The sequence below is a fragment of the Roseomonas indoligenes genome (genome assembly GCF_017813365.1).
Classification (GTDB): domain Bacteria; phylum Pseudomonadota; class Alphaproteobacteria; order Acetobacterales; family Acetobacteraceae; genus Roseomonas; species Roseomonas indoligenes.
On sequence record NZ_JAGIZA010000002.1, the window covers coordinates 334,926 to 356,262 of the forward strand.

At 71.5% G+C, this 21,337-nt stretch carries 23 protein-coding genes; 11 read left to right on the plus strand and 12 right to left on the minus strand.

Going from position 1 to position 21,337, the window contains the following annotated elements; translation table 11 throughout:
• Position 1 precedes the first annotated feature (1 nt).
• Genes J5Y10_RS03900 through J5Y10_RS03915 form a run of 4 tightly spaced genes read left to right on the plus strand, consistent with a single transcriptional unit; the run spans position 2 to position 3,750 of the window.
• Complete coding sequence (locus J5Y10_RS03900) at positions 2-1,054, plus strand: ABC transporter substrate-binding protein (protein ID WP_209370888.1); 1,053 nt, start codon at positions 2-4, stop codon at positions 1,052-1,054.
• Entirely contained in the window at positions 1,051-1,893 is an 843-nt protein-coding gene (locus J5Y10_RS03905) for an ABC transporter permease (RefSeq protein ID WP_209370890.1), read from the plus strand. The genes J5Y10_RS03900 and J5Y10_RS03905 overlap by 4 nt, the downstream gene beginning before the upstream one ends.
• A 4-nt stretch (positions 1,894-1,897) precedes the next feature.
• Complete coding sequence (locus J5Y10_RS03910) at positions 1,898-2,686, plus strand: ABC transporter permease (RefSeq protein ID WP_209370892.1); 789 nt, start codon at positions 1,898-1,900, stop codon at positions 2,684-2,686.
• Positions 2,683-3,750: an ABC transporter ATP-binding protein gene (locus J5Y10_RS03915; RefSeq protein ID WP_209370894.1), complete on the plus strand. Its 1,068-nt coding sequence runs from the start codon at positions 2,683-2,685 to the stop codon at positions 3,748-3,750. Before J5Y10_RS03910 ends, J5Y10_RS03915 begins: the two co-directional genes overlap by 4 nt.
• Before the next feature lie 6 nt (positions 3,751-3,756).
• On the opposite strand, the gene J5Y10_RS03920 is transcribed toward J5Y10_RS03915, so the two are convergent.
• The 7 genes from J5Y10_RS03920 to J5Y10_RS03950 form a co-directional block, all read right to left on the minus strand.
• Positions 3,757-4,467 (minus strand): metal-dependent hydrolase, encoded by a 711-nt coding sequence (locus J5Y10_RS03920; RefSeq protein ID WP_209370896.1) that lies wholly within the window; start codon positions 4,465-4,467, stop codon positions 3,757-3,759.
• 86 nt (positions 4,468-4,553) lie between these two features.
• Entirely contained in the window at positions 4,554-5,387 is an 834-nt protein-coding gene (gene fdhD, locus J5Y10_RS03925; protein WP_209370898.1) for a formate dehydrogenase accessory sulfurtransferase FdhD, read from the minus strand.
• Positions 5,388-5,433: 46 nt separating this feature from the next.
• Complete coding sequence (gene hutI / locus J5Y10_RS03930) at positions 5,434-6,651, minus strand: imidazolonepropionase (protein WP_209370900.1); 1,218 nt, start codon at positions 6,649-6,651, stop codon at positions 5,434-5,436.
• Positions 6,623-8,098, minus strand: a complete 1,476-nt coding sequence (gene hutH, locus J5Y10_RS03935) for a histidine ammonia-lyase (protein WP_209370902.1) — start codon at positions 8,096-8,098, stop codon at positions 6,623-6,625. The genes hutI and hutH overlap by 29 nt, the downstream gene beginning before the upstream one ends.
• Positions 8,098-9,768: a urocanate hydratase gene (hutU, locus tag J5Y10_RS03940; RefSeq protein WP_209370904.1), complete on the minus strand. Its 1,671-nt coding sequence runs from the start codon at positions 9,766-9,768 to the stop codon at positions 8,098-8,100. Before hutU ends, hutH begins: the two co-directional genes overlap by 1 nt.
• Before the next feature lie 8 nt (positions 9,769-9,776).
• Complete coding sequence (hutC, locus tag J5Y10_RS03945) at positions 9,777-10,523, minus strand: histidine utilization transcriptional repressor HutC (RefSeq protein WP_209370905.1); 747 nt, start codon at positions 10,521-10,523, stop codon at positions 9,777-9,779.
• A gap of 5 nt (positions 10,524-10,528) precedes the next feature.
• The gene (locus J5Y10_RS03950; protein ID WP_245214282.1) at positions 10,529-11,503 is read right to left on the minus strand and encodes an isopenicillin N synthase family dioxygenase; all 975 of its coding nucleotides are present in this window, start codon (positions 11,501-11,503) and stop codon (positions 10,529-10,531) included.
• Between the two features lie 171 nt (positions 11,504-11,674).
• Between J5Y10_RS03950 and J5Y10_RS03955 the strand changes: the two genes are divergently transcribed.
• From J5Y10_RS03955 to J5Y10_RS03975, 5 genes are all read left to right on the plus strand, one after another.
• The gene (locus J5Y10_RS03955) at positions 11,675-12,508 is read left to right on the plus strand and encodes a transporter substrate-binding domain-containing protein (protein WP_209370910.1); all 834 of its coding nucleotides are present in this window, start codon (positions 11,675-11,677) and stop codon (positions 12,506-12,508) included.
• 3 nt (positions 12,509-12,511) lie between these two features.
• Entirely contained in the window at positions 12,512-13,147 is a 636-nt protein-coding gene (locus tag J5Y10_RS03960; RefSeq protein ID WP_209370912.1) for an amino acid ABC transporter permease, read from the plus strand.
• A gap of 48 nt (positions 13,148-13,195) precedes the next feature.
• Entirely contained in the window at positions 13,196-13,852 is a 657-nt protein-coding gene (locus tag J5Y10_RS03965; protein WP_209370914.1) for an amino acid ABC transporter permease, read from the plus strand.
• Positions 13,852-14,775 (plus strand): amino acid ABC transporter ATP-binding protein, encoded by a 924-nt coding sequence (locus tag J5Y10_RS03970; RefSeq protein ID WP_209370916.1) that lies wholly within the window; start codon positions 13,852-13,854, stop codon positions 14,773-14,775. Before J5Y10_RS03965 ends, J5Y10_RS03970 begins: the two co-directional genes overlap by 1 nt.
• A 69-nt stretch (positions 14,776-14,844) precedes the next feature.
• Entirely contained in the window at positions 14,845-15,831 is a 987-nt protein-coding gene (locus J5Y10_RS03975) for a Bug family tripartite tricarboxylate transporter substrate binding protein (RefSeq protein WP_209370923.1), read from the plus strand.
• A 16-nt stretch (positions 15,832-15,847) separates the two neighbouring features.
• Here J5Y10_RS03975 and J5Y10_RS03980 read toward each other — a convergent pair whose 3' ends face one another.
• Both J5Y10_RS03980 and J5Y10_RS03985 read right to left on the minus strand, forming a co-directional pair.
• Positions 15,848-16,159 carry a hypothetical protein gene (locus J5Y10_RS03980; protein ID WP_209370925.1) on the minus strand — a complete coding sequence of 104 codons (312 nt, stop codon included), beginning with the start codon at positions 16,157-16,159 and terminating at the stop codon, positions 15,848-15,850.
• Positions 16,160-16,273: 114 nt separating this feature from the next.
• Entirely contained in the window at positions 16,274-17,341 is a 1,068-nt protein-coding gene (locus J5Y10_RS03985; RefSeq protein WP_209370927.1) for an NAD/NADP-dependent octopine/nopaline dehydrogenase family protein, read from the minus strand.
• A gap of 135 nt (positions 17,342-17,476) precedes the next feature.
• Here J5Y10_RS03985 and J5Y10_RS03990 point away from each other — a divergent pair, with 135 nt between their 5' ends.
• Both J5Y10_RS03990 and J5Y10_RS03995 read left to right on the plus strand, forming a co-directional pair.
• Positions 17,477-18,499 carry a Bug family tripartite tricarboxylate transporter substrate binding protein gene (locus tag J5Y10_RS03990; protein WP_209370929.1) on the plus strand — a complete coding sequence of 341 codons (1,023 nt, stop codon included), beginning with the start codon at positions 17,477-17,479 and terminating at the stop codon, positions 18,497-18,499.
• 71 nt (positions 18,500-18,570) lie between these two features.
• Positions 18,571-18,819, plus strand: coding sequence for a hypothetical protein (locus J5Y10_RS03995; protein ID WP_209370932.1), 249 nt, complete (start codon positions 18,571-18,573; stop codon positions 18,817-18,819).
• 25 nt (positions 18,820-18,844) lie between these two features.
• Here the strand turns inward: J5Y10_RS03995 and J5Y10_RS04000 are convergent, their stop codons facing one another.
• The 3 genes from J5Y10_RS04000 to J5Y10_RS04010 are packed head-to-tail and all read right to left on the minus strand — an operon-like array spanning position 18,845 to position 21,331.
• Positions 18,845-19,411: a peroxidase-related enzyme gene (locus J5Y10_RS04000; RefSeq protein WP_209370934.1), complete on the minus strand. Its 567-nt coding sequence runs from the start codon at positions 19,409-19,411 to the stop codon at positions 18,845-18,847.
• Positions 19,408-19,902: a CMD domain protein gene (locus J5Y10_RS04005; RefSeq protein ID WP_209370936.1), complete on the minus strand. Its 495-nt coding sequence runs from the start codon at positions 19,900-19,902 to the stop codon at positions 19,408-19,410. Before J5Y10_RS04005 ends, J5Y10_RS04000 begins: the two co-directional genes overlap by 4 nt.
• A 16-nt stretch (positions 19,903-19,918) precedes the next feature.
• A complete protein-coding gene (locus J5Y10_RS04010; RefSeq protein WP_209370939.1) occupies positions 19,919-21,331 on the minus strand; it encodes an NAD(P)-binding domain-containing protein in 1,413 nt (470 codons plus the stop codon).
• Positions 21,332-21,337: the final 6 nt, after the last annotated feature.

Consider the following 21,337-nt stretch of genomic DNA (forward strand, 5'->3'; position numbering starts at 1 on the left):
GATGGCATCCCAGGTTTTCTCCCGCCGCGCGGCCCTCACCCTGGGCGGCGGCATCGTGGCGGGCCTCGCCGCCCCCTACTTCCGCCGCGTCCGCGCGGCGGAAGTGCTGCACGTGAACACCTGGGGCGGCATCTGGGAACGCGCCGCCATCAAGAACCTCTTCGAGCCCTTCACGAAGGACACGGGCGTGGAGATCCGCCCGGTCTCCCCCGTCTCCTTCGCCAAGCTGGCGCAGCAGGTCCGCAGCGGCGCCTATGAATTCGATGTCACCACCCTCGGCGCCGGCGAGATCATCCGCGCCAACCAGGCGAACCTGGTGGAGAAGCTGGACAACACCGACCTGGTGAAGAACCCGCCCTTCGCCGGCGCGGCCTTCCAGAACGGCGCCAGCAGCCACGCCTTCGCCACCGTCATCGCCTATCAGAAATCCAAGTACCCCAATGGCGGCCCGCAGAGCTGGGCGGATTTCTGGGACCTGCAGAAGTTCCCGGGCAGCCGCTGCATGCAGCGCTACGCCTCCCGAATTCTGCCCATCGCGCTGGCGGCGGACGGCGTGCCGGCCGACAAGCTCTATCCGCTGGACCTCAACCGCGCCTTCCGCAGCCTGGACAAGATCAAGCCCGCCGTCCGCGTGTGGTGGACTCAGGGCCAGCAATCCCAGCAGCTGCTGCGGGACGGCGAGATCGACTGCATCGCCCTCTGGCACGCCCGCACGCTGGAACTGATCGACCAGAACCAGCCCGTGGAGATCGTCTGGAATCAGGCGGAGATCGAGCGCGCCTACTGGGTGGTCGCCCGCGGCACCCCGAACCGGGACAACGCCCTGCGCTTCATCGAATCCGCTCTCAAACCGGAGCGCGTGGCCGGGTTCTGCAAGGACTCGCTGAACGGCCCGCTCAACCCTGCCGCCTTCAACTTCGTCTCGGAGGCCGAGGCGGCGCGCATGCCCACCGCGCCCGCCTACAAGGACAAGGTGTTCGAGCAGGACATCCTGAACTTCGGCGGCGACGTGAACGCCGCCACCCAGCGCTTCGAGCGCTGGATCGGCACTTGAGCGCCACCACCGCCGCGGCGGGCGGGGGCAGCCTGCGCCCCTGGCTGCTTCTCGCCCCGCTGCTGGTCTTCCTGGCCGCCTTCTTCCTCGTGCCGCTCGCCCAGGTGGCCGTGATGAGCGTCTCGGATCCCGAATGGGGCCTGGAGCACTACGTCGCCATCGCGACGGACGGCTTTCACCTGCGCGTGCTGCTGGACACCTTCATCACCGCGCTCACCGTCTCGCTCTGCTGCCTCGTCCTCGGCTTCCCGCTGGCCTATGCCATGGCCGCCGCCCCGCAGGGCCTTGCCGCCGCCATGATGGTGGTGGTGACGATGAGCTTCTGGACCAGCTTCCTCGTCCGCACCTATGCCTGGATGGTGCTGCTGGGGAATCGCGGGCCCATCGCCCGGTTCGTCGAGTGGATGGGCTTCGCCTCGCCGGAACTGCTCTTCACCCGCTTCAGCTCCACCGTCGCGATGACGCACATCCTGCTGCCCTACATGGTCCTCAGCCTCTACGGTGTGCTCAAGCGGATCGAACCCGCCCTTCCGCGCTCCGCCGCCAGCCTCGGCGCCACGCCGGCCGGCGTCATCCGCCATGTGGTCCTGCCGCTGGCAGCGCCGGGCATCGCGAATGGCCTCACCCTCGTCTTCGTCCTCTGCCTCGGCTTCTACGTCACCCCCATCCTCATCGGCTCCCCGCGGGAGCAGATGGTGGCCGGCGTGATCGGCCAGCAGGTGGAGGAGTTCCTGGCCTTCGGGGAAGCCTCGGCCATGGCGATGCTGCTGCTTGCCAGCACTCTCGTCATCCTCGGCCTCTATCATCGCCGCTTCGGCCTCGACCGGCTCTGGGGCTGAACCGATGCGCCTCGCCCTTCTCCTCCTCGGCGCTCTCGTGCTCGCCTTTGTCGCGGCACCTCTCTTCATCGTCGTGCCCATGTCCTTCAGCACGGCCGTTTCGCTGGAGTTCCCGCCCCCGGGCTGGTGGACGGGCTACTACACCGCCTATTTCAACGATGCCCGCTGGACGACGCCGACGCTAAACAGCCTCGGCATCGCGCTCGCCGTCTCGGTCCTCACCGTCCTGCTCGTCACCCCCGCCACCTTTGCCCTCGTCCGCCACCGCTTCGCGGGCAAGGGCGTGGTGAATCTGTTGATGATGCTGCCGCTGGCCGTGCCGCATATCGTCATGGCCATCGGCTACTACGCCTTCCTCGCCGATGTGCGCCTGCTCCAGACCTTCCCGGGCATTATCCTCGCGCACACCGCGCTTTCCGTGCCGATGGCCTTCCTTGTGCTCTCGGCCAATCTCAAGGGCTTCGACCGCACGCTGGAGCGCGCCGCCCTCTCCCTCGGCGCCAGCCCCGCCGCCACCTTCCGTCACGTCACCCTGCCCGTGCTCTGGCCCGGCTTCGCCGCCGCCGCCCTCTTCGCCTTCGTGCAGAGCTTCGACGAGACGGTGGTCGCCCTCTTCATTTCCGGCCGCGACACGGAAACCCTGCCGCGCCGCATGTTCGACAGCATCCGCACTCAGGCGGATCCCGTCATCGCCGTCGTCTCCACCCTGCTGTTCCTGGCCGTCGCCGCGCTGGTGATCGTGCCCGTCCTCTGGCGCGCCCTGTCGCGCCGCCGATCGGAAGCCCGCCCGTGACCAAACCCTATCTGGAGCTGCGCAACCTCTCCAAGAGCTATGACGGCCGCAGCCGCGCGCTGGACGGCGTGAACCTGACGGCAGGGAAGGGCGAGTTCATCACCTTCCTCGGCCCCAGCGGTTCGGGGAAGACGACCACCCTTATGCTCATCGCGGGGTTCGAGGGCGCGACCGAGGGCGAGATCCTCGTGGACGGCACCTCCATCACCCGCGTGCCGCCCCACAAGCGCGGCATCGGCATCGTCTTCCAGAACTACGCCCTGTTTCCCCACCGCACGGCGCTGCAGAACATCCTGTTCCCCCTGCAGATGCGGAAGATGCCGAAGGCCCAGGCGACCGAGAAGGCGCGCCACATGCTCGCCCTCGTCGGGCTGGAACGCTTCGCGGACCGCCACCCGCGCGAAATGTCCGGCGGCCAGCAGCAGCGCGTGGCCCTGGCCCGCGCCCTCGTCTTCGACCCGGCCCTGCTCCTGCTGGACGAGCCCCTGGGCGCGCTGGACAAGAACCTGCGCGAGAGCCTGCAGATCGAGATCAAGCGCATCCAGCGCAGCCTCGGCGTCACCACCATCTTCGTGACGCATGACCAGTCCGAGGCGATGGCCATGTCCGACCGCATCGTGATCTTTGAGGGCGGGCGCATCCAGCAGGCCGGCACCCCGCTTGAGATCTACGACCGCCCGGTGAACGACTTCGTCGCCCGCTTCGTCGGCGACAGCAACTTGCTGCCCATCTGCCTGACCGACCCGGCCGCGGGCACGGGCGAGATCGCCGGCATCGGCCCCGTCCGCATTCCCGCCCAACCCGGCCGCCGCGCCGGCGAGGCCGCCACCCTGCTGCTGCGCCCGGAAGTGCTGGGCCTGGCGGCGGAAGGCGCCCCCAACACCTGCCGCCTGGCCGTGGAGACGGTCGTTCATTTCGGCGACAGCGCCCTGGTCCTCGGCGACGTCGGCGGCACTCCGCTCCGCGCCCGCCTGCCCGGCCTGGCCGCGCAGGGCATCTCGGAGGGCAGCGAGGTCGCCCTCTCCTGGAATCCGGCGGCCGGGCACCTCATCCCGGCCGCCTGATCCGGTTCAGACCTCGAAGGTCTCGCCGATCACCGGCACCCGCACGCGCCCGCCTTCCTCGCCCATGGCGGCGATGAAGGCGTCCGCCGACTTGTCGATGATCGGGAAGGTGCCGAAGTGGCAGGGCAGCACCACCGGCACGTCCGGCAGGAAGCGGCGCATCGCCAGGGCCGCGCCGCGCGCGCCCATGGTGAAGCGGTCGCCCACCGGCACGATCGCCACCTTCGGCTGGTACAGTTCCGCGATCAGCGCCATGTCGGAGAACACGTCCGTGTCGCCCATGTGGTACACCACGGGCTCGGACGGGTCCTTGGGCGTGATCACCACCCCGTTCGGCAGGCCCAGGTCGATGATCGTCCCATTCTCCCCGGGCATGGAGGAGGAGTGGAACGCGATGGTGAGGGAGACGCTGAACCCATCCTGGTCGGTCGTGCCGCCAGTGTTCATCATCTCCAGCTTCTCGACTCCCTTGCCCTTCAGGTAGCCGCAAATCTCGGCGTTCGCGATCACCTTGGCCCCGGTCGCCTTGGCGATCGCCGCCGTGTCGCCGATGTGGTCGCCGTGGCCGTGGGTGAGGGCGATGTGGGTGCAGCCCCTGGAGGCCTCCTCCACCGTGCCTTTGAAGGTGGAGTTGCCGGTCAGGAAGGGATCGACCAGCAGCACCGCGCCGCCGATCTCGAACCGATAGGCCGAATGGCCGAACCAAGTGATTTTCATGCGGTCCTCCTCGCGAGAAGCGCCGCAGGTGTAGCGAGGGGAGGGAAGGGCGGCCAGCGCACCCCTGGTGAAAACCCCGCGACGCCTCAGCCGGCGACCCCGTCCCGCACCCGCTCCATCCCGTGGAACACGGCCACCGTATCCCGCCGCGCCACCGCCACCAGGTTCATGTCCAGTGCCCGCGCCCGGTCCAGCGCCAGGGCCGTGGGGGCGGAGATGGCCACCAGGGTCCGCGCCCCGATGGAGGCCGCCTTCTCCACCAGCTCGAAGGAGCAGCGGCTGGTGACGATCACGAAGCCCTCCGCCGCCCGCACCCTGCCCCGCATCAGGGCCCCCGCTAGCTTGTCCAGCGCGTTGTGCCGGCCGACATCCTCCCGCACCGCGCGCAGGGTGCCATCCGCCCCGGCGAAAGCGGCGGCATGGACCGCCCGCGTCTCGTCGTTCAGCGGCTGGTGCCGCTCCAGCGACAGGAGCGCCCGGCGGATCGCCGGCATGTCGATGGCCGGCGCCGCCCCCTCCGGCCGCACGGCCTGGGGCATCTGGTCCAGTTCCTCGATCCCGCAGAGCCCACACCCCGTCCGCCCGGCGATGGACCGCCGCCGCGCCAGATGCTGGGTCAGGGCGGAGGGCGCCAGCCGGATATCCAGCCGCAGCCCGCGCGCCTCCTGCCCCACCTCCACCTCGCGGATGCCCTCCGCCCCGGTGACGATCCCTTCCGTCAGGCTGAAGCCGTAGGCGAAGTCCTCCAGGTCCGAGGGGGTCAGCATCATCACCGCGAAGGGCACGGAGGAGTAGACGAGGCTGACCGGCACCTCCTCCGGCACTGCGCGCAGGCCGGGCCGGGCGGCGCCGTCCGCGCCGATGATCAGGCTCTCAACCGATCTGCTGACGGGCTGCCAGCTGGTCGGGGGCAGGGGCATCCGGTTCTCCTCTCCGCCCGCCATATGGGGCGGCGGGCGGCTGCCGTCAGGCATCCTCCCCCGCCACAACGCGCCCGGCGCAGGGATTGCCGCCGATCCAGTAGCACAGCTCCTCCGGCGCCCCCACGCGGAACAGCGCCAGGTCGCAGCGCAGCCCCGGCGCCAGCGCGCCCCGATCCGCCATGCCCAGCGCCGCCGCCGAGTGGCGCGTCACGCCCAGCAGAGCCTCCTCGACCGTCATCCGGTAGAGGGTGCAGGCCATGTTCAGCATCAGCAGCAGGGATCGCGCCGGCGAGGAACCGGGGTTCATGTCCGTCGCGATCGCCATCCGCGTCCCCGCCGCCCGCATGGCCGCGATATCCGGGTGCCGCTCTTCCCGGATGAAATAGGTGGCGCCCGGCAGCAGCACCGCCACCGTCCCCGCCGCCGCCATGGCCGCCAACCCCTCCGCCGAGGCGTGCTCCAGATGATCCGCGGAAAGCGCGCCGAACCGCGCCGCCAGCGCCGCCCCGCCCAGGTCGCTCAACTGGTCCGCATGCAGCTTCACCGGCAGCCCCTGTGCCCGCGCCGCCGCGAATACCGCCTCCGTCTCCTCCGGGGTGAAGGCGATGCGCTCGCAGAAGGCATCCACCGCGTCCACCAGCCCTTCGGCGGCCAGGGGCGCGATCATGCCGGCCACCAGCGCCGCGTACTCGCCCTGCCGCCCCTTGTATTCCGGCGGCACCGCGTGCGCGCCGAGGAAGGAGGTCGTGACCGACACCTTTCGCGCCCGGCCTAGCGCCCGCGCCGCGCGCAGCATCCGCCGCTCCGCCTCGAACTCCAGCCCGTAGCCGGACTTCACCTCCACCGTGGTCACACCCTCGGCCAGCAGCCCGTCGAGGCGGGGCAGGGCGGCCGCCACCAGCGTCTCCTCATCCGCCGCCCGCGTGGCGCGCACGGTGGAGAGGATGCCGCCCCCCTCCCGCGCGATCTCCTCATAGGTTGCGCCCGCCAGCCGCCGCTGGAACTCCCCGGCGCGGTTCCCGCCGAAGACGAGGTGCGTGTGACAGTCCACCAGCCCCGGAAAAAGCCAGGCGCCATCGCAGTCCGTCATCGCTGCATCGGTGTCGGGCAGCGCCTCCCTCGGCCCCACCCAAGCGATGCGCCCGCCCTTCGAGGCAACTGCCCCGTCCCGCACCACGCCCAGCCCATCGGCCATGGTGCAGAGATTGGCGTTCACCCAGACGCGGTCGAAGTCACCCACGGCCGGTGAACCGACCGGCATCGATCAGCCCCGCCACCGCCGCGATGTCCGGCGCCATGAAGCGGTCCCGGTCCCAGGCCGCCGCCACCCCGCGCACCGCCGCGTGCGCGTCTTCCAGCGGCTCCGAGGAGCGGAGGGGGCGGTGGAACTCCACCGCCTGCGCCGCCGCCAGCAGCTCGATCGCCAGGATGTCCCGCAGGTTGTCCGCCATCGGCACCAGCCGCAGCGCCGCGCCCGTGGCCATGCTCACATGGTCCTCCTGGTTGGCGGAGGTCGGCAGGCTGTCCACACTGCGCGGATGCGCCAGCGCCTTCTGCTCGCTTGCCAGCGCCGCCGCCGTCACCTGCGCGATCATGAAGCCGGAATTCAGCCCGCCCTCCCGCACCAGGAAGGCCGGCAGCCCCGATAGAGCCGGATCGGTCAGCAGCGCGATCCGGCGCTCCGAAAGGGCCCCGATCTCCGCCAGCGCCAGCGCGATGTGGTCCGCCGCGAAGGCCACCGGCTCCGCGTGGAAGTTCCCGCCGGAGAGAACCTCGCCCTCCGCCGTCACCAGCGGATTGTCCGTCACCGCATTCGCCTCCCGCTCCAGCACGGAAGCGGCATGGTCCAGCGCGTCCAGGCACGCCCCCATCACTTGCGGCTGGCAGCGGATGGAGTAGGGGTCCTGCACGCGCGGATCGTCCACGCGGTGGCTCTCCCGGATCGCGCTGCCCGCCATCAGCCCGCGCAGCGCCGCCGCCGCCCGGATCTGCCCGGGCTGACCGCGCAACTCGTGGATGCGCGGATCGAAGGGCGTGTCGGAGCCGCGCACGCCTTCCGTGCTCATCGCCCCCGCTACCAGGGCGGTGGCGAAGAGGTCCCGCGCCCGGAACAGCGCCACCAGCGCGACGGCCGTGGAAACCTGCGTGCCATTCAGCAGCGCCAGCCCTTCCTTCGGCCCCAGCGGCAGCGGGCGCAGCCCCACATGCGCCAGCGCCTCCGCCCCGCTCACGCGCCGGCCTTCAACGAAGGCCTCGCCCTCGCCGATCAACACCAGCGACATATGCGCGAGCGGCGCCAGATCGCCCGAAGCCCCCACGGAGCCGCGCGCCGGGATCACCGGCAGCACATCGGCCTCCAGCAGCCGCGTCAGCGCTTCCACCGTCTCCCCTCGCACCGCGGATGCCCCGCGGGAAAGGGAGAGCGCCTTCAGCGCCAGCACCAGCCGCACCACCGGCCGCGGCAGGGGTTCCCCCACCCCAGCGGCATGGCTGCGGATCAGGTTCAGCTGCAACTGCACCAGCGCGTCCGGCGGGATGCGCGTGCCCGCCAGCTTCCCGAAGCCGGTGTTCACGCCGTACATCACCTCACCGGCCCCGAGTCGTGCCGCCAGCGCCGAATGGCTGGTCCGCACCGCATCCCGCCAGCCCTCGGGCAGGGCCAGAGCCCCGCCCGCCATCACTGCGCGGAGTTCAGCGAGCGCGGCCATCAGAACTGCACCATCGGCAGGTCCAGCCCCTTCTCCCGCGCCCAGTCCTTCGCCAGGTCGTAGCCCGCATCGGCGTGGCGCATCACGCCCGTCGCCGGATCGTTCCACAGCACCCGCTTCAGACGACGTGCCGCATCAGGCGTGCCATCGGCCACGATCACCATCCCCGCGTGCTGGGAATACCCCATGCCAACGCCGCCGCCGTGGTGCAGCGAGACCCAGGTGGCGCCGGAGGCCGTGTTCAGCAGCGCGTTCAGCAGCGGCCAGTCGGACACGGCATCCGACCCATCCCGCATTGCCTCCGTCTCCCGGTTCGGCGAGGCGACGGACCCGCTGTCGAGGTGATCCCGCCCGATCACCACCGGCCCGATCTCGCCCCGCGCCACCATCTCGTTGAAGGCCAGGCCCAGCCGGTGCCGGTCGCCAAGCCCCACCCAGCAGATGCGCGCCGGCAGGCCCTGGAAGGCGATGCGCTTCTGCGCCATGTCCAGCCAGCGGTGCAGGTGCGGATCGTCGATCAGCTCCCGCACCTTCGCGTCCGTCTTGCGGATATCCTCCGGATCGCCGGACAGCGCCGCCCAGCGGAAGGGCCCGATCCCCTTGCAGAACAGAGGCCGGATATAGGCGGGCACGAAGCCCGGGAAGTCGAAGGCCTCCGCCAGCCCCTCGTCCTTCGCCATCTGCCGGATGTTGTTGCCGTAATCCATGACGACGGACCCCATCTTCTTCAGGTCCAGCATCGCCTGCACATGCGCCACCATGCTGCGCTTCGCCGCGGCGGCCACGGCGGCCGGGTCGTTCTCCCGCTTCGCCATCCACTCCGCCAGCGTCCAGCCCGCGGGCAGGTAGCCGTTCGATGGGTCGTGCGCGCTGGTCTGGTCCGTCACGATGTCCGGCACCACGCCGCGCCGCACCAGTTCCGGGAAGACCTCCGCCGCATTCCCGAGCAGCCCGACGCTGATCGGCTTCTTCTCGATGCAGGCGCCGAAGACCATCGCCAGCGCCTTGTCGAGGTCGGCCGTGGCGTGATCCAGGTACCGGGTCTGCAGACGCTTCTCGATGCTGCTGGGCTGGCACTCCACCGCCAGCACGCTGGCGCCGGCGAAGACGCCAGCCAGGGGCTGCGCCCCGCCCATGCCGCCCAGCCCGCCCGTCAGGATCCAGCGCCCGGACAGGTCGCCGCCGAAATGCTGCCGCCCGGCCTCGGCGAAGGTCTCGTAGGTGCCCTGCACGATCCCCTGGGATCCGATGTAGATCCAGGACCCTGCCGTCATCTGGCCGTACATCATCAGCCCGGCCCGATCGAGCTCGCTAAACTTCTCCCAGTTCGCCCAGGCCGGCACGATGTTGGAATTGGCGATCAGCACGCGCGGTGCATCGGCATGCGTCTCGAACACGCCCACCGGCTTGCCGGACTGCACCAGCAGCGTCTGCGTGTCCTCCAGCCGCCGCAGCACGTCGCAGATCATCTCGTAGCTGCGCCAGTCCCGCGCCGCCCGCCCGATGCCGCCATAGACGACGAGGGAGCCGGGGTTCTCCGCCACCTCGTCGTCCAGGTTGTTCATCAGCATCCGCAACGGGGCTTCCGTCACCCAGTGCTTCGCGGAAAGCGTCAGGCCGCGCGGCGCCCGGATGGCTGGCGCGTTGCGGAGGCGAGGGTTGTCGGTCATCGAAATCCTCAGAACGGAAAATGCCCGCCCGGCCCGTCCTGCATCCGGTAGCGGCCGGAGAGCTCGAAGCGGCTGGCGGGTTGGGTCAGGCGGGAGAAGGTCGTGGCCTCACCGCGGCGGAAGGTGCGGCGGCGGATGACGAGGCAGGGATCGCGCGATCCCACCTCCAGCAGCCGGGCGATGGAGGAGGGGGGCAGGACCGCCGTCACAGCCTGCTCCATCTCCTCCACCTCGCCCACCTCGCGCAGGAAGGCGTAGGTCGTGCGGGCGGAGAAGTCCTGCTCCTCATAGCCCGGCGCATAGCCCGGGCGGATGAAGCGCTCCTCCAGCTGGATCGGCAGCCCGTCGCCCTTGTGCAGGATCATGGAGCCCGGCACCCGCCCACCGCGCGGCAGGCCCAGCGCATCCGCCGCCTCCTCCGTCATCGACGCCGTGCCGAGCGCCAGCACGGCGCAGGACCACTCCATCCCGCGCCCGCGGATCTCCTCCGCGATGCTCTCGATGCTGCTCAGCCCCGTGCGCGGCTTGCCTTCCGCGACGAAGGTCCCGACCCCCGGAACCTTCCGCAGCCGTCCCTCCCGCGCCAGCTCCGCGAAGGCGCGGTTCACCGTGATGCGGGAGACGCCGAGCATCGGCCCCAGCTCGTTCTCGCTGGGAATGCGCGCATGCACTGCCCAGTCGCCGGAGGCGATGCGGTCCCGCACGAAATCCTTCACCGCCTCGTAGCGAGGCTTCGGCGCGCCGCCATCGGGCACGGCGCTCAGCCCGCTGCTGCCAACGTCTTGCGATACCCGAAGGCCTGGTCGAAGCGGTTCAGGATGTGCCGCCCCGCCGTGATCGGCTCGTAGCGCGCCTCGTCCTCCGGCGTGCCCAGTTCCCGCGGGTCGATCACCGCGCCGAAATCCGGGTCGTGGAAGGTGGCGATCGATATGCGCTCCCGCCCGCTGCGGTTCACCACGCGGTGCGGGGTGGAGGCGAATCGGTCATTGCTCCAGCGCCCGAGAAGGTCGCCCACGTTCACCACAAGCGTGCCGGGCAGGGGAGGGGCGTCGATCCACGCCCCGCTCTGCCTTTCCCGCACCTGCAGTCCGCCGTTGTCGTCCTGCCACAGCAGGGTGATGCACCCGAAATCCGTGTGCGGCGCCACGCCGTAGATCTCGTCCTCCGCCCCCACGTTCTGCGGCGGGTAGAAGATGGCCTGGGTGCGCTGCAGCGGCTTGCGGTAGCGCGGGGCAAAAAACCCTTCCTCCAGCCCCAGGCTCACCGCCACCGCACGCAGGAGGCGCCCGCCCAGCCCGAACATCGCGTCGTAGTAGGCGGACATAGCCGGCCGCAGCGCCGGGGCGAAATCCGGCCACTGGTTCGGCCCGCGCAGCGCCTCGCCCGCCCGCACCGCGGAATCGTCCTCCGGCAGCTCCAGCCCGATGGAGAAGAACTCCTTCCGGTCGGAGTGCTTGGCGCCCTCCATCAGCGCGCCGCCCATGGCGTGCCAGCCCCGGTGCCGCGCATTGGCCTTCACCCCCGCCTTCACCTCCGGCGGCAGGTGGAAGAAGTCCCGCGTCGCCAGGACGGCCCCCGCGATCACCGTATCGGGCACGCCGTGGCCGGAGACGTAGAAGAAGCCCGGGCCCGTGCAGGCCGCGCGGATCGCTTCCGCCACCTGCGGCACGGCGTTTGCTGAACCTTCGTTCAGACCGGAAACATCGATCACGGGGAGAGAGGTCGTGTCCGCCATGCGCTTGGCCTCCATGCCGGAAAGGGCAGGCCCCTTGATCCGCCGACCCCGGGATGGTTACGTTCATAACCTGTCATGTCAAGTTAGGCTCCGCTGGCGGAAGCCGCCCGGCCCGGTCAACAATCCCCGTCAACGCGGCCCGGAGTCCCGGGCGATCGCAGGAGAACCAGGATGACCCTCACCCGCCGCGGCCTCGGTGCCGCCGCCCTCGGAACCGGCCTGGCGGCCGCCTTCGTGCACCGCGCCGCCGCCAACAACCTGGAGAAGGCGAAGAAGGCCGGTGAGCTGGTGGTCGCCACCGAGATGCACTTCGCGCCCTTCGACTTCACCGAGGCGGGCAAGCAGACCGGGCTGAACCTTGAGCTCTTCACGGAGTTCGGCAAGGAGATCGGGGTCAAGATCACCTTCCAGGACCTGCCCTGGCCCGCCGTGCTGCCGGGGCTGGAGGCCAGCCGCTACGACCTCGTCGGCGGCCCTGCCACCATCACCAAGGCGCGCGCGGAGCGCTACCGCTTCTCCGTGCCGGTCGCCGAGGCCACCGTGGCCCTGCTGAAGCGCACGAACGACAGCAGCATCACCAAGCCGCAGGACATCGCGGGCAAGCAGCTCGGCGGCGCCACCGCCACCGCGCAGCTCGCCCAGTTCCAGGCCTTCGTCGCAACCCTGCCCGGCACCACCCCGCCGATCCGCGAGTACCAGTCCTTCTCCGAGGCCTATGCCGACCTCGCGGCCGGACGCATCGTGGCAGTGGCGAATTCCCTGCCCAACATCGCCTATGTCGCGAAGCAGCGCCCGAACGTGTTCAGCGTCGTGCAGCCGCCCTTCGGCACCAAGTCCTACTTCGGCTATATCGGCCGCAAGGACGCGGATTCCGCCCCGCTGCTGGACGCGCTGGACGCCGCCATCGTGAAGATGCGGAACGACGGCCGCCTGACGGCCATGCAGACCAAGTGGTTCGGCCAGTCCTTCGACACGCCGGACAAGCCTATCGAGCCGGCGCTCTAGCCCTTGGACTGGGCTTTCGTAGAAGAAGCCCTGCCCCCGCTCCTTCGCGGGGCGGTGGCCACGGTGGCGGTGTCCCTCGCCGGCATCGCCCTCGGCTTCGCGGCGGGGGCGGCCATCGCGGCCGCCTCCACCGCGGCCAGCCGAGGGCTGCGCGGCGCCGCGGCGCTCTACATCTCCTTCTTCCGCGGGGTGCCGTTGCTGGTGCAGCTCCTGCTCGCCTACTACGCGCTGCCCTTCCTCGGCATCGATATCCCGGCCATCGTCGCGGCCGTGGGCACGCTCGGCCTCTGCTGCGCGGCCTATATGGCGGAGATCCTGCGCGGCGGGCTCGCCACGGTGCCGCCCGGCGCGGTGGAGGCGGCGCGGCTCCTCGGCCTGACGCGCGCGCAGACCTTCCTCCGCATCCGCCTGCCGATCGCCGCCCGCACCATGCGCCCGGCGATCGTGGGGGAGGCGATCATGATCATGAAGGCCTCCTCCCTCATCTCCCTCGTCGGGATCATGGAGCTGACGCGCACCTCCCAGGCGCTGGCATCCTCCACCTTCATGCCGCTGCAGTCCTACGCGCTCTGCGGCGGCATCTATCTCGTCATCAACTTCGTGCTGATGGCGGTCGGCTGGGACCGGAAGCGCGCATGAGCGTCGCCGCGAAGAGGCGCACATGAGCGTCGCCAGGAAGGGGCGCCAATGAGCGTCGTCTCCGAAACCCTCTGGGCCGTGGCGCGCGGGCTGCCGCTCACGGTCGGAATCTGGCTCGCCTCCGTCGCCACGGGGCTGCTCGTAGGCGTGCTCGTCGCCTGCGCGCGCCACTTCGGCGGCTGGGTCGTCAACGCCGCCCTCGCCACGCTGGTGGAGGTGGTGCGCGGCGTGCCCTTCGTGGTGCAGGCCTTCCTGCTCTACTACGGCGGCCCCTTCATCGGGCTGGACCTGACGCCGGTCGTCGCCGGCTGGCTCGCCCTCTCCGTCTACGCCGCCGCCTATTTCAGCGAGGTTTTCCGCGCCGGCTTCCGCGCCATCCCCGCAGGCCACACGGAGGCGGCGCGGCTGCTCGGCCTGAAGACGAACCAGACCATCACCCGCATCCTGCTGCCGGAGATGGCGCTCTCCGTCCTGCCCGCGCTGGCCAACCTCGCGGTCATCCTCATCAAGGAAACGGCTATCCTCTCGATCATCACCGTGCCGGAGCTGACCTTCACCGTCTCCGGCGTCGGCAGCGCCACCTTCGCCTTCGCGCAGACCATGGCGGCGCTCGCCCTCAGCTACTGGCTGCTGGTGGAGCTCACCGCCTGGGCGGCGCGACGCCTGGAACGCGGCATCGCCCGCGCCACCCTCGGGACAGCCTGATGACCACGCCCTTCCTGCAAGCGGAGAAGCTGGAGCGCCGCGTCGGCGACACGCAGATCCTCGCCGGCATCGACCTCTCCGTGAACAAGGGCGAGGTGGTCGGCCTCATTGGTCCCAGCGGCTCCGGCAAGTCCTCGCTGCTCCGCGCCATCGCCGGCCTCGATCCCCTCACCGGTGGCCGCGTTCTGGTGGAGGGGCGCACGCCCACGCCGGGCGACGGCACGATCGGGATGGTGTTCCAGCAGTTCAATCTCTGGCCGCACCTCACGGCCGGGGAGAACGTGGCCCTCGCGCTCCGCCTCGTTCGCAAGATGCCGCGCGCGGAGGCGACCGAGCGCGCCCGCGCCATGCTGGACCGGGTGGGCCTGCTGAAACTCGCGGATCGCCGCCCCGCCCAGCTCTCGGGCGGCCAGCAGCAGCGTGTGGCCATCGCGCGCACGCTGGCCATGGAGCCCCGCCTCATCCTTTTCGACGAGCCCACCGCCAGCCTGGACCCGGAGCTGACGACGGAGGTGCTGGACGTGATCCGCGGCCTGGCGGAGACGGGGATGACGATGCTCGTCGTCTCGCACGAGATGGGCTTCGTGGCCTCGGTCGCCTCGCGCGCCGCGTTCCTGGACCATGGCCGCGTGCTGGTGGACGGCCCCGCCAAGGCGGTGTTCCGCGACGCGGAGGAGCCGCGCCTGCGCCGCTTCCTCTCCACCTACCTGCAGCGCGTCGCCTGGGCGCCTGACCCTGAACCCGTCCCGGCGGCGGATCCCGGCCCCCTCGCCACCTTCGCCCTGCTCCAGCAGCCCGCCGCACCGGAGGGCAGCACCATGTCCCTCCTCGGCCTCCCGCCCGCCGCACCTCCCGGCGGCTTCTCCCTGCTCGATTCCATGGGGGATCCCGCCGCTCCGAAGAGCCCGAAGGCGGACGGGTGAGACACCCGCGCGCAACCGCGCGCCATCTCCGGGCGTAGCAGCCCAGGCGCAACCGCAGGACCGCACCGGATGCAGCGACGCAGTTTTCTCACCCTTGCCGCCCTCGCCCCCCCGTTCGCGCCACTCGCCGTGCGCGCCCAGGGCAGCGGTGCCTCGGCATGGGCCCCGCACGGCCCCGTCCGCCTGATCGTGCCCTTCGCCCCGGGCGGCTCGCAGGACGTGCTGGGCCGCCTGCTGGCCCAGGCCGCCGCGCCGATCCTCGGCCAGAATGTCGTCGTGGAGAACCGTGCCGGCGCCGGCGGCGTGCTCGGCGCGGAGGCCGTGGCCCGCGCCGCCCCGGACGGGCTGACGATCCTCCTCGCCACCGCCGGCCAGCTCACCATCGCCAAGGCCATCGGCCGCCGCCTGAGCTACGATCCGATCACGGACTTCACGCCCGTCCTCTACCTCGTGGACAGCCCCGTGGCGCTGCTGGCGGCACCCCAGCTGAACGTGAGGGACGCCGCGGACCTGCTGCAGCGCGCGCGGCAGGCGACGCAGCCGCTGCCCTATGCCTCCACGGGCATCGGCACCAACACGCACCTCATCATGGAGGACCTGAAGGCACGCGAGCACCTGAACGTGGAGCACGTGCCCTATCGCGGCGCCGCGGCCGCCTTCAACGACCTGGCCGCCGGCCGCATCGCGCTGATGTTCGTCTCCGTCCCCTCCGTGCTCGCCACGGATGGGACGCAGTTCAAGGTCGTGGCCGTCACCTCGCGGGAACGCTTTCCCGCCACGCCAGAGGTGCCGACCCTCAGCGAATCCGGCGTGAAGGATTTCGAGGCGAGCATCTGGACCGGCCTCTCCGCCCCGAAGGGCACGCCCGCCCCGGTCGTGGCGCGCCTAGCCGATGCCTTTCGCGAGGCCATGGCGAGCGACCTTCTCCGTGCTCGGCTCGGCGGGCTGGGCGTGACGCCCAACGGCGCGGACGGCACCGCCTTCGGCGCGATGCTGCAGGATGACCTGGAGCGCTGGACCCGCGTCGCCGCCCCGCTGCACATCCAGCTGGACTGACCGGGCGCGCGGGCCATCAGTTCCGCTGCCGCCGCAGCATCTCCCGGGACACCGTCACCACCTCCTCCGCGACGATGGCGCGCAGCTCCGCGCCCTCGCGCGGGCTGGCCGTGTCGAAGGCGGTCAGCACCATCAGCACCTCGTTCGCGGCCCGGCGCAGATAGAGGACGGGATCCGGCGCGTGGCGAAGCCCTTCCTCCAGCGCCGCGCGCACGGCCTCCGCGATGAGCTGGCGCGCCATGTCGTCCTGCATCGCGTCGCGCCGCTCAGGCTGGTCGTCGCACCGCGCGCACTCGGCCACCCCGTGCGGCCATCGCTCTCTCGACATCCATGCTGTCCTCCGGCTCCGGCCCGCGCCGCCATGGCGGGGCCGGGCCGGACCATGCGTCCGGTGCCGCGCCGCAAACAGCCGGGTCGTGCCGATGGCCGGGATCGGCGTTGCCTATCCCTCCCGCCCGTATCCCCGGATGAGCGCGCCCTGCAGCGTCGCGGGATCCAGCCCCTCCAGCAGGGGATTGTCCCGCAGCCCGGATCCCCACAGCACCTCCAGCGCCGTCACCACCGCCTCCGTCGCGGGCATGGTGATGGCTTGGCCGCGTGCCAGCCACAGGTAGAAAGCCAGGCCATAGGGCACGTCCTCCGTCACGTAGCGCGTCTCCATGGAGGCGGGCCCCAGCACGGAGCCGCGCGAGGCGGCAATCGCCGCCGCCATCTCCGCCAGCGGCCCCAGGGGCACGCCGTTCGCGCGGTGCAGGGACTCCTCAAGCCCCAGCGCCGCCACGCCGAAGGCGGCGGCCAGGGTCTCGCGTTCCACCGCCAGTGCCTCCATCATCCGGCAGGCGGCGGGCGTCATCAGCGCGTATTGCGGCCAGGCCTCCCCGCGCTCGATCCGCGTCACGTTCGTCAGCGCCAGCACGGCGTGGATGATGGGATTGGCATTCGCCAGCCCGGCCTGCAGCGCGTGCGGCACAGGCGGGCTGGCATGGCCGAACAGCGCGGTGGCCAGCGCGCCCATCTCCCCCGCGGAGGCCGCGGGCACCGCCGCCATGTCCACCGCCGCGCGGATCGCCGCCACCCGCACCCGCCCCGGTGAGGGCCGGCGCGCCGTGACGGGCGTGGTGCCCATGGCGCCGATGGCCGCGCGCCCCGCCGGGGCCCCGCGCGCCGCCAGCATCGCGTCCAGCGCCAGCGGCGACAGCGCGGCGGCCGGCGCGATCAGCAGCGGCAGGCGCGCCGGCAGCGCCGCGGCGATCCGCGGCAGCAGCGCGGGGAAGGCGTAGGCCGGCACGGCCAGCAGCGCCACGTCAGCATCGCTGAACGCATCCCCCAGCCCCTGCGCCACGCGCAGCGGGAAGCGCCCTTCCAGCGCGCCCTCCGCCTCGATCGAATCCACCAGCCCTGCCGTGCCCGCGCCGGAGGGCGACCAGAGCGACACGTCATGCCCGCGGGATGCCGCCAACACCGCCGCCGCCGGCCCCACCGAACCCGCCCCCAGCACGCAAAGCCGCATGGTGCCGCCCCCCTGATCCCGGCCGGATCATCGGCCCTCTGCGCCGCGCGGCAAGGGCGGCACCCTTCCAGCCCCTGTTTCCCGATCGGCCCCATTCACCCCTAAGCTTCCCGCATCCACCGGGAGTCCCCCACGATGATCCCCACGCGCCGCCGCGCCCTTCTCTCCGCGGCATCCGGCCTCACCCTGGGCCTTGCCAGCGCCGCCCGTGCCCAGACCGCGCCGCCCACCCCCGCCGAGGCGCCGTCGAGCGGAGCCTGGCCCAACCGCCCCGTCCGCATCATCGTCCCCGCGCCCGGTGGCGGCGGCACGGCGGACACGCTGGCCCGCGTCTTCTCGCAGGAGATGGAGAAGCGCGTCGGCCAGCGCGTGCTGGTCGACAACCGCGGCGGCGCCAACGGCAATATCGGCGCGCTGGCCGGCGCACGCGCCACGCCGGACGGCTACACGATCCTCTGGTCCTGGGCCGGCACGCTCGCCACCGGCCCCGCCCTCTACAAGGACCTGCCCTTCGACCCGGAGAAGGACTTCGAGCCTGTCGCCCTTATCGGCAACGTTCCGAACGTGCTGGTGGTGAACAAGGACCTGCCGATCCACAGCCTGCAGGAGTTCGGCGACTACGCCCGCGCCCACCCGAACGGCATCAACTTCGGCTCCACGGGCAACGGCTCCTCGATGCACCTGGCGGGGGAGCTCTATAAGTCACTCACCGGCGCGCAGATGGTGCACGTGCCCTATGCCGCGCCAGCGGCGGGGGTGACGGACCTTCTGGCCGGGCGCATCCAGGCCATGTTCAACCTCATCACCGGCGTCGCGCCGCAAGTGCGCGCGGGCGCGGTGACGCCGATCGCCATCCTGGACGACCGCCGCTCCCCCCAGCTGCCGGACGTGCCCACCACGGCGGAACTGGGCATGCCCGGCCTCGTCTTCGGCACCTGGTTCGGCCTGTTCCTGCCGAAGGGCGTGGACCCCGCCCTGCTGCGCCGGATCAATGCCGTGGCCAACGAAATCCTGGCCGATCCCGCCGCCCGCACGCGCTTCGAGGAGCAAGGCATGACCCCGCTGGGCGGTGACCCCGCGCGGCTGGCGAACTTTCTGCACGAGGAGATCGGGCGCCACGCCGCGCTGGTCCGCCAGTCCGGCGCCCGCAACGAGTAGGGCAGGGCGCACCGGCAGCCCGGCTATCCGTTCGCCGTTACGGTGGTCAGACCGTCCGGGGAGCATGTTCCATGGGAAAGACCCTGCACGCCGCCGGAGCGGCCTGCCTCCTCCTGGCGGCGTGCGCGCCGGATGGCGGGGCGGGGCAGGCCGCCGCGGACCCGGTCTATGCCTGCCAGATGCGCGGCGCGATGGCGGAGGACCGGGTTTACGGCCCGCTCGGCCAGCTGGACATCGACAGCGCCAGCGTCCGCTCCCAGGTGACCCAGGCCTGCCTTGAGAGGACCCGGGCGGCCGGGGCGCCGACCCGGCCGCAATGAGGCAGGCCCGGGCGGCGCCCAGGACCTATTCCGGCGCGTCCGTCTCGCCGAGGGACTGCATCAGCCGGTTCGCGTTGGCGAACATGGCGATGGAGTGGATGAGGTCCAGCACCTCCAGATCGTCCATCCCCGCGGCGCGCAGCGGCGCCAGGTCTGCCGCCGACACGGCGCCCGGCGTCAGCGTCAGCTTCTCGCTGAAATCCGCGATGGCGCGGCGGCGGGGGTCGGTCTCCACCGCGTGTCCTTCGTCCAGCACGCGCTGCATCGCCTCCCGCTGCTTGGAGAGCTCCGCGAAGCGGCGCGCGTGGACGGAGGTGCAGTACACGCAGCCATTCGCCATGGAGACGACGGCCGTGGAGAATTCCCGGTCCGCGCGCGGCAGCCCGCGCGGCGCGTACATTACCGTGTTGAACAGCGCCCCGCGCTCGCCCAGCGATCCCGGATCGTTGGCAAGGGTGAGGAAGTACGTGGAGAGCCGCTGCGCCGGCGGGCAGGCCTCCAGCGCGGCCAGCTGCGCGGGTGTCGCCGTCTCGGCCTCGACAGGCGGGAGGCGCGGCGTCCAGCCCACCTCTTCCATCGTGAAGTGCTTCATGCCGCCTTCTCCTGAAGCATGGCGCGCAGCCCCGCGATCACCCGAACCTGGTAAGGCACGAAGGAGACGAGCTGCGTGACGGCCACGATATCGCGCGGCGTCAGCCCCATGGCCGAGAGCGTGTCGATCGTGGCCTGGGAGACGTCGGCGGGATGCGATCCTACCACGTCGGCGTAGCGCAGCAGCGCGGCGAGCCGCCCCTCCATCGGCGCGGCGGAGAGGTCCTCGGCCAGCATGATCGCCTCCTGCGCGCCCGCCTCCTCCAGCAGGCCGCGGAAGTGCTTTGCCAGCGCCGCATCCCCCTCGCGCAGCGCCACCCGCAGCGCCAGGGCCGCGCGATCGGCATGGGAGACGTTGCCGGGGTCTTCCGGCATCAGCAGTTCCCGGTACGCGCCCTGCGCGTGCTTCAGCGCCTCCGGACGGCGCCGCCGCAACTCGGCCAGCGGCGATCCGGGCGCGATGCCCAGGATGCCCTCGATCAGATCGTCCATGGCGTCACCTCAACCGTCATCGTTCGGGCCACTCGTCGCCCAGCAGCTCGGGTGTCTCATAGGCCACCAGCCGCTCGAAATGCGTCTCCCGGTCCTCCACGAAAAGGGACCGGGCAATCCCCTGCGCTAGGCGGCGCGCGCCGGCGGAGATGGCGGGGATGTCGCCCGTCAGCTTCCCGTGGCTCAGCGTGGCCGGGTAGTTGAAGGCGTGGATGTGCCGCAGCGCCGGGCAGGCGCCCTCCACCTTCTCCTGGAAGGAGAAGTCCGGCGCGAGATCGGGGGAGGAGGACAGCTCCTCGCTCTCCATCCCCTCCGGTGCCGGAAAGCGGTCCCGCCACAGCCGCACATGCGGCGCGATCAGCGCCAGCTCCGGCCGCGTCTCCATCGCCGCGTGGAACCCCGTGGCGAGGATCAGGAAGTCCACGGTGAACTCGCCCTGCGGCGTCTCCACCACCAGCGCGCCATCCATCTCACGCAGCCCCGTCACCGGGCAGGCCAGGTGCAGCCGTGCGTGCGGATGGCGGGAGACGCGCATGGTGCTGTCGCGCGGCGGCGGCGTCTGCGCCGCGCCGACATAGTGCAGGAAGCGCCACTTCCACTCGTCCGGCAGGCCAGCGAAGCCGTGCACCACGCCCTGGCTGCCGATGCCCGTGAACTTGTTCACCCGCGGCAGCGCCTTCCGCCGAACGAACAGGTCCAGCGAGGCCGCGCCCGTCTCCAGCGCCGTCGCCGCATTGTCCATGGCGGAAGCGCCCGCGCCCACCACGCCCACGCGCTTGCCGCGCAGGGCGGCGAAGTCGATCTCCTCGCGCGAATGGGCCCAGAAGCGGCGGTCCACCCGCTGCGCCATCGGCGGCACGTATTCGGCGCCCAGCCCGTCCCGCCCCGTGGCGAGGATCAGGCGGCGGCACAGGATCCCCGGGGCGTCCCGCCTCTCCAGCGCCACCAGCCCGTCCGCGCGCGGGCGGATCAGGGAGACATGCGCGGCGTTCTCCACCGGCACCGCCATCACGCGGCGGTACCAGTTCAGGTACTCCATCCACTGGGCGCGGGGGATCTTGCCCAGCGCTTCCCAGGCCGCCGCGCCGAACTGCGCCTCGAACCAGGCGCGGAAGGTGAGGGCGCCGAAGCCCAGCGCCGGCCCGGCCAGGCCTTTCGGCGAGCGGAGCGTCTCCATCCGGGCATAGGTCACCCAGGGGCCTTCCTGCCCAGGGCCCGCGCGATCCAGCACGCGCTGGCGGTCGATCCCCTCCAGCCGCAGCGCGGCCGAGGCCGCCAGCCCCGCCATGCCCGCGCCGATCACCGCCACATCGGTCACCGGCCGCCCGTCCACCACCATTTCCGGCACCCAGGGCTTGGCCGGCAGCTCCAGCCATTCCAGGTCCTGCCGCAGCCGCGCCTCCAGCGCTTCCAGCCCGGCACCGCTCATGGCCCC